The sequence below is a fragment of the Corallococcus interemptor genome, assembly GCF_003668875.1.
Classification (GTDB): domain Bacteria; phylum Myxococcota; class Myxococcia; order Myxococcales; family Myxococcaceae; genus Corallococcus; species Corallococcus interemptor.
The window spans coordinates 32,007-39,587 of the sequence record NZ_RAWM01000082.1 but is presented as its reverse complement, the minus strand read 5'-3'; the positions used below and the strand labels follow the sequence as shown (position 1 = coordinate 39,587).

General features: G+C 71.1%; 4 protein-coding genes. All 4 read right to left on the bottom strand.

The window, feature by feature from the left end:
• Positions 1 to 315: 315 nt before the first annotated feature.
• The 4 genes from sppA to D7X96_RS25515 all read right to left on the bottom strand — a co-directional run bounded on the left by sppA (position 316) and on the right by D7X96_RS25515 (position 7,571).
• Positions 316 to 2,802 carry a signal peptide peptidase SppA gene (sppA, locus tag D7X96_RS25530; RefSeq protein WP_121770948.1) on the bottom strand — a complete coding sequence of 829 codons (2,487 nt, stop codon included), beginning with the start codon at positions 2,800 to 2,802 and terminating at the stop codon, positions 316 to 318.
• A gap of 48 nt (positions 2,803 to 2,850) precedes the next feature.
• Positions 2,851 to 4,059, bottom strand: coding sequence for a PEGA domain-containing protein (locus D7X96_RS25525; protein WP_120548036.1), 1,209 nt, complete (start codon positions 4,057 to 4,059; stop codon positions 2,851 to 2,853).
• Between the two features lie 28 nt (positions 4,060 to 4,087).
• Complete coding sequence (locus tag D7X96_RS25520; RefSeq protein WP_244219715.1) at positions 4,088 to 5,542, bottom strand: PEGA domain-containing protein; 1,455 nt, start codon at positions 5,540 to 5,542, stop codon at positions 4,088 to 4,090.
• A gap of 97 nt (positions 5,543 to 5,639) precedes the next feature.
• Entirely contained in the window at positions 5,640 to 7,571 is a 1,932-nt protein-coding gene (locus D7X96_RS25515) for a DNA gyrase/topoisomerase IV subunit B (RefSeq protein WP_120548038.1), read from the bottom strand.
• Between the last annotated feature and the right edge of the window lie 10 nt (positions 7,572 to 7,581).

Sequence of the window (7,581 nt, the reverse complement as noted above, 5' to 3'; positions counted from 1 at the left end):
GCGGGTTGCGGGTCTCGGGGTTGTCGGAATTCTCGCTCATGGGGCTCCACGCGTGACGGCCCTTGAGGGCGGCGGCCTCGAGGGGCCGCCGGGGACGTCAGGAAGCAGGTTTTGGGACAGGAAGCCGGACGCGGGGCCTGCGAGAAGGCCGAAACCGCCGGTTCCTGAAGCCCCCCGACGGCCCTAGCGCCGGCCGGGAGGCACTCACCACCCTAACAGACGGCCTGGACGGGGTGCCCGCAATTTCGCCGCCCGTGCGCGTGGGTTGTCCACCGGGCGACCTCGCCGGCCCGGCCTCCAGGCCTCGGGGGCCCTTCAGCGGATGCGCACGCGGAAGGGCATCATGGCCTTCAGTCCGGGGCGCAGGAGCTCGGGCGACCCCAGGCCCAGCTCCCGGGCAAGCACCGCCAGCGTCTCCGGCGGCCGGGCCGGCAGCTCCGGCAGGAGCACCCCCGCCAGCGCGTGCACGCCGGGCTCGCCGCCCAGCCCGGAGAGGAAGCCGCGCGCGTCCCCCATGACGTCCAGGTCCAGCTCCTCCGCGGGGGGCACCTTCGCGCGCTTGCGAGCGGACGCCACGGCCTCCGGCAGGCCGCCCAGCCCGTCCACCAGCCCCCGGGCGAGCGCGTCCGTGCCGCTCCACACCCGGCCCCGCGCCACGGCGTCCACCTTGGCCTTGTCCATCTTCCGGTTGCGGGCGACCTCCGTGATGAACGTGTCGTAGGAGTCGTCCACCCAGGTCTGCACCGCGGCCGCCTGCTCCGGCGTCCACGGCTTCCACCACTCCAGCAGGTCCGCCAGGTCGCCGCGCTTGAGCGTCTCCTGGTTCACCCCCAGCTTCGCGCCCAGGCCCTCCAGCGCGGGTTTCGGGTAGAAGACGCCGATGCTGCCCGTCAGCGTGGTGGGCTCCGCCAGCACTTCATCCGCCGCCACCGCCGCGTAGTAGCCGCCGGAGGCCGCCGCGTCGCCCATGGAGGCGACGACGGGCTTGTGCTTCTTCGCCTCCAGCACCGCGCGGTACATCAGGTCCGACGCCAGCACGTCGCCGCCGCCCGAGTCCACGCGCAGGACGATGGCCACCACGGACGGGTCCTCCTGCGCCTGCTGCAGCGCGCGCACCACCGTCTCCGCGCCCGCCAGCTGCGCGAAGCCCAGCGGGTCCTCGCGGCTGCGGCCCCCGGTGATGTCGCCCAGCACCGGCACCACCGCGATGCGGCGGCGCAGGCCCCAGCGGTCCTCGCGCTCCTCGCGCGGCGAGTACGACGGGTGGTAGCGCATGCCCGGGAACCACTCCTTGACGCGCGCGTCCAGCTCCGTCGCGGACACCACGCCGTCCAGCAGTCCCGCCGCCTGCGCCCGCTTCGAGGACAGGATGCCCTGGGCCCACGCCGCGCGCAGCCGCTCCGGGGGCAGCTTGCGCCCGGCCTCCACGGCCTTCTCGTAGTGCGTCACCTGGGAGTCCAGGTACGCGTCCAGCGTCTCGCGCTCCGCGGGGCTCATGTCGGAGCGGGTGAACTGCTCCATCGCCGTCTTGTACTCGCCCACGCGCGCGACGTCCCAGTGCACGCCCAGCTTCTCCATGGTGCCGCCCAGCGATGTCACCGTGGCGGACAGGCCGTTGATGGGCAGCGACGCCTCCGTCAGCGCGTAGACGCTGTCCGCCGCGGACGCCACCAGGTAGCTGCGGTCATCCCCGGACAGCATCACCACGACGACCTTCTTGCCCGCCTCGCGCAGCTTGAGCAGCGACTGACGCAGCTCCTCCGCCGTGCCCCAGCCCACGCCGGGCAGGCCCTCCATCTTCACCACCACGCCCTTGAGCCGCTCGTCGCGCGTGGCCAGGTCCAGGAACTTCATCAGGCGCAGGTACGGGTCCACCTCGCTCACGCCCAGGAGGGCCAGCGCGGGGCTCACGCCGCCCGCGAGCATGTCGTCCAGGTCCAGGAGCGCCACCACGCCGCCGCCGCCGTGCAGGGAGCGGTAGCGCTCCGAGGACAGGCGCACCTGCAGCACGTGGTCCAGTCCCTCGCCGGCGCCGCCCGCCGCGTACGTCAGGCCCGCGTGGCCCAGGTCCACCGTGGCCGCGAACTGGAGCGCCAGTGGGATGCCGCTGACGAAGCCGTGGGACAGGCCACCGCCCAGCCGGATGCCGCGCACCACCTCCGCCTGGAGCGTGTACGTGGCCTGTCCCTCCCGGAAGCCTCCTTCCGCGAAGAGCCAGTCCACGCCCAGCGTGTAGCGCTCGCCCAGCGGGCGCAGGCCCAGGCCGAAGTTGTAGCGGCGCGGCAGCTTGAGGCCGTCCTGCTCCGGGGCGTTCAGGTCCCTGGCCACCGCGGCCAGCGACAGGAAGCGGAAGGGGCGCGCGGTGAGGCCCACGTCCCAGCTCGTCAGTCCGCTGATGCGGGCGTCATCCGAGCTGCTGAAGTCGTGCAGCGCGGCGCCCAGCTGCAGCGTGCGCGGCCCCAGCGACAGGCCGAAGGACGTCTTGCGGTAGTCCGGCGTGTTCTCCCCACGGATCCACTCCAGGGAGAAGCCCGCCCCCAGGCCCAACAGGCGCGTGCCCAGGAAGACGGCGTCGCCCACCGAGTCCGACTGGAGGTTGCGCTCGTGGAGGTAGAAGAGCTGCCCCGCGTCCTGGAAGCCCAGGCCGGCGGGGTTGAGGGACAGCGCGGGCGCTTCGTCGATGAGGGCCGCGTTGGTGGGCGGCAGCGTCACGCCCCGGGGCGGGACGGAGGACTGGTCGACGGTGCCCGTCTGGGCGAGCGCGAGGCTGGGGAGGAGGGCGAGCAGCGGCAGTTGGCGCATACGGCCCGGGACTCTAGGTGCGAGCCGTCCCGGGACAAGCGCCGCGTGTCACCAGTCCTCGGTACCCGACACGTCGTCCAGCGGGTCCTCCCCGGAGTGCTTCTTGACGGACTGTCGGGAGTTGCCACCCCGGTCCTCGGAACCCCAGTCCTCCGCGCCGCTGCGGTTGTCCAGCGGGTCGCGCTTCTTCACGACCTGCTCACCCTCGCTGTTGAGGATATGGTTGACGACGCGCTCCATCTCCAACTTGAGCTGGCCGTACTCGTCACCCTGGAGCACCAGCTTGCGCGAACCCATCCGCTTGCCGTTCTTCACGTCGAAGTAGCCCACGGACAGCTCCGTGCCGCGCTCCGGGATGACGCGCACGGTGCCCACCATGGCCCGGTCCAGGCTCAGGGACTTGAGCAGCGCGACGATGGCGTTGGCCGGCTTGTCGCTGGGGCGCGACACGTCCGGAATCACCTTGTCCAGCTGGGCGTCATAGGCCTTGTAGGTGGCCGTCGGCGCCAGCACCGCGGTGACGTCCACGTCGTCCGGCGTCACTTCCGTGATCTGCCCGTACTGCCGGAAGCCCGGCCGCTCCATGCGCACCAGGTGCTTGCCCACCGGCAGCGTGGGCAGGGTGAGCGGGGTGTAGCCCACCGCCTCGCCGTCCACGTACACGCGGGCGCCCGCGGGCCGGGACTTGAAGGTGGCGCTGCCGCGCAGCTGCGAGGTGCGGCTGGTCGCCACCTGCACGCGCAGGCTGATGAAGTCCCGGCTGAAGCGCTTGGGGTTCAGCTCGAAGGTGGGGTTGAGCGCCATCAGGTCGATGAGCAGCAGCTTCGCCTCCTCCACGTCGCCCCGCAGCTGGAGGATGGCGCCGTGCAGCGCCAGCGCGTCGCACAGCGGGAAGCACGACGTCATGGACGCGACGGAGCCCTCCAGCTCCTTGAGGGTGGCGCGCACCTTGCGCTCCGCGTCCTCGTACTCGCGCGCCTCGAAGGCCTTGACGCTCTCCTCGTAGCCCTTCTTCGCGCGCGCGAAGGACGCCTGCGCGGCCGGGTCGTCCGGCAGGCCGAACAGGTCGCGCGGCTTGCGCACGGCGTAGTTGGCGAAGTTGCCGAGCGCGTCGTTCATGTAGCTCTCCATCTGCACCCCCGAGGACTCGGACGACGGGTCCATGGGGATGAGCAGCGCGGAGATCCGGCCCGACGCGGGCGGGGCCGACAACGCCAGGGCGGGCAGCAAGACGAGCGCGAGCGGAAGGGCTTTCATGAGGAGTCCTGTGCGCTTGACGCCCGGCCTAGAAGGAAATTCCACCGGGCAGACCATTCACCGGGTTGAAGCCCTGGCCGCGGTCCGTGGTGGCCACGTACACGACACCGGCCGTGACAGCCGCCACGCCCGCCGCCGCGGCCCAGAACCAGGGCTTGCGCAGCACGGAGTCGCTGGAGGACACGGACTCCTTCTCCTCCTTGGCGTTCCGCGGCAGGGCGGCGCCCGCGAGGAAGGTGTGCAGCTGATCCGCCGCGGCGTCCGCGCTGCCCTTGCCGTCGCGCTTGCCGAAGTCCACCTCCACGCCGCGCAGGCGGTTCTTCGTGCGCAGGTCCCACGCCTGCACCTCGCCGTGCAGCCGGCCCTTCTTGTCCTGGAACGTGGCGGCCAGCACCACGTAGCGCGCGTTGAGCCGCTCGCCGATGGCGCCCACCTCCGGCGGCGTGCCGTTCGCGTCGAAGGCGGCCTCCGTGCCGGCCTTCGCCGCCGCGTCACGCAGCGCGGACAGGCCGGGCGCGGGGGCCAGCTTCGTCTTCAGCTCCGTGGGGGCGGACGGCTTCACCTCCGCGTACGTCGCGAACGGGGCGTAGCCGGGCAGCACCACCTGCACGGGGTAGTGGCCCGGGGCCAGCTTCGCGCCGGACAGCGGCGTGGTGCCCACCTCGCGGCCGCGCACCAGCACGCGCGCGCCCTGCGGCTGGGAGTTCACCACCAGCGAGCCCTGCGGCGCCGCGTTCAGCTCGCCCTGGGCCTCGGAGAACACCCGCTGCACGTCCTGGCCGAAGAGGGCCGCGTCCGGGCGCAGCGACGGCTCCGCCAGCAGCGCGTTCGTGAAGGCCGCCTTCGCGCCCGCCACGTCGCCGTTGAGCAGCTGGGACGCGCCCTGGAAGAGGTACGTCTCACCCAGCTTCTCCGGGCGCAGGTCGCCGGGGCGCTGCACGTAGGCGTCCGCGGCCGCCTTGAACTTCACCGCCGCGGTGTCCGGATCCAGGTTGTCGTACGCCGCGCGGCCCTCGTCGAAGAGGGCGTCACCGCGCGGGTTGGCCTGGGGCTCCGGCGGCGGGAAGGCCGTGGCCAGGTCCACGAACTGGATGTCGCCCGCGCCCGCCAGCTTCCGGTTGAGCGTGTCCTCCAGCTTCGCCGCGGAGTCCGTCGCGGCCGACTGCCGGGCCACGCCGAAAATCGCCACCGCGTTGGACGGCGCCGCGCGGACAATCTGGGCCGGCACGTCCGCCATCTTCTGCGGGGCCGCGGGAGTGACGGGGACCTGGGTGGCCGCCTTGGGCTCCACCGGCGCGTCGGAACGGGGGACCGCGTCCTCGGGCGGGGTGAAGGTGTCCTCGGGGACGGCCGCGGGCACCTTCTTGGTGGCGGCGGGGCGCTTCTTCTTCGCGGCGGTCTTCCGCTTGGTGGCGGCGTCCGCGGCGGGAGCGCTCAGCACGCAGGCGAGCGCGACAGTCAGGGCAAGGCGGGTGGTGTTCACGATTCGGCGGATGCTAGCCGACCGGAGGGGCGGAAGACCAATGCCCCACCCGGGACGGAAAAGCGCCCGTCCCGGGTGTGCGGGGACTCCCGTTTTCTCAGACGTCCAGCTCCTGGACCTCGCCCGCCATCTCGGTGATGAACTTGTAACGCGCCGAGACGTCCTTGCCCATCAGGTCATTGATGATGCGGTCGGTCTCCAGCGCGTTGTCGATGGTGACGCGCAGGCTGATGCGGTTCTTCGCATCCAGCGTCGTCGTCTTCAGCTCGTCCGCGGTCATCTCGCCCAGACCCTTGAAGCGCATGATGTTGGGCTTGGCGTTGCCCTTGGCCTTCTCGCGGATGATGCGGTCGCGGTCCGGTTCATCCAGGGCCCAGTACGTCTCCTTGCCAATGTCCACCCGGTACAGCGGCGGCTGGGCGATGTGCACCGCGCCCGCTTCGATGAGCGGACGCAGGTGACGGTAGAAGAACGTGAGCAGCAGCGTGGCGATGTGGTGGCCGTCGCTGTCCGCGTCCATCAGCAGGAAGACGCGGCCGTAGCGTAGCTTCGTGATGTCGAAGTCGGACCCGATGCCGCAGCCCAGCGCGCTGACGATGTCCTGGAGTTCCTTGTTGGTGGCCACCTTGTCGGTGGACGCCTGCTCCGCGTTGAGCACCTTGCCGCGCAAGGGGAGGATGGCCTGGGTGCGCCGGTCGCGGCCCTGCTTGGCGGAGCCGCCTGCGGAGTCACCTTCCACGATGAACAGCTCGCTTGAGGCCGGATCCGTGGACGAGCAGTCCGCCAGCTTGCCGGGGAGGTTCAGCCGGTGGCTGACCGCGGACTTGCGGCTGATGGCGGCGGAGGCCGCGCGGGACGCCTCACGCGCGCGGGCGGCCAGGATGATGCGCGCCAGCAGCGCTTCCGCGATGGACTTGTTGTCGTTGAACCACTTCTCCAGCACGGGGCGCACGGCGCTGTCCACCTGCGCCGTGGTCTCCGGGTTGTTGAGGCGGCCCTTCGTCTGCCCCTGGAACTGGGGCTCCACCACGTACACGGAGAGGATGGCGGTGATGCCCTCGCGGATGTCCTCCGCGGTGAGCGACACGCCCTTGGGCGTCAGGCCGTGCGTCTCGATGTAGTTGCGCATCGCCTTGACGATGGCCGCCCTCAAGCCCGCTTCGTGCGTGCCGCCCAGGTTCGTGGGGATGCCGTTGACGTACGAGCGGATGTGCTCGTCCGTGGCCTCCGTCCACGCCAGCGCCACCTCCAGGCGGACCTCGTTGTCGCGCGAGAAGTAGAACGGCGTGCTGCCCGCGGGGACGATGGGCTTCTGGCGCTCGGACACGACCTTGGTGAGGTATTCGGCGATGCCGCCGTCGTGCTTGAACGTCTCCGACACGGGGGGCGTGGCCGTCTCGTCCTTCCAGACGACCGTCATCCCCTTGTGCAGGTAGCTCTTCGCCTCCAGGCGCTCGCGCACCAGGGCCGCGTCGAACTTCTGCTTCTCACCGAAGATTTCGGCGTCCGGCTCGAAGGTGATGGACGTGCCGGTGCCGCGCGCCGGGCCCTCCACCTTGAGGGCGCTGGTGGCCTTGCCGCGCGCGTACGACTGCACGTGGCGCTTGCCGTCCTTCTTGATTTCGATGAGCAGCTTGCTGGTGAGCGCGTTCACCACGGAGCTGCCCACGCCGTGCAGACCGCCCGAGTGGATGTAGTTGCCCTGCTCGAACTTGCCGCCCGCGTGCAGCGTCGTGAGGATGACCTCCACGGCGGGCTTCTTGTGCTTGGGCATCATGTCCACGGGGATGCCGCGCCCGTTGTCCACGACGGTGATGGACTTGCCGCCCTTGTGGAGCGTGACCTCGATGAGGGACGCGAAGCCGTTGATGACCTCGTCCACCGAGTTGTCGACGATCTCCCAGAGGAGGTGGTGGTAGCCCGTGCTGTCGGTACCCCCGATGTACATGGCCGGGCGCTTGCGCACCGGCTCCAGGCCTTCCAGGACCTGGATGTCCGCGCCTGTATAGGTGTCCTTCTTGGTCGCCATGGCCTTCCCG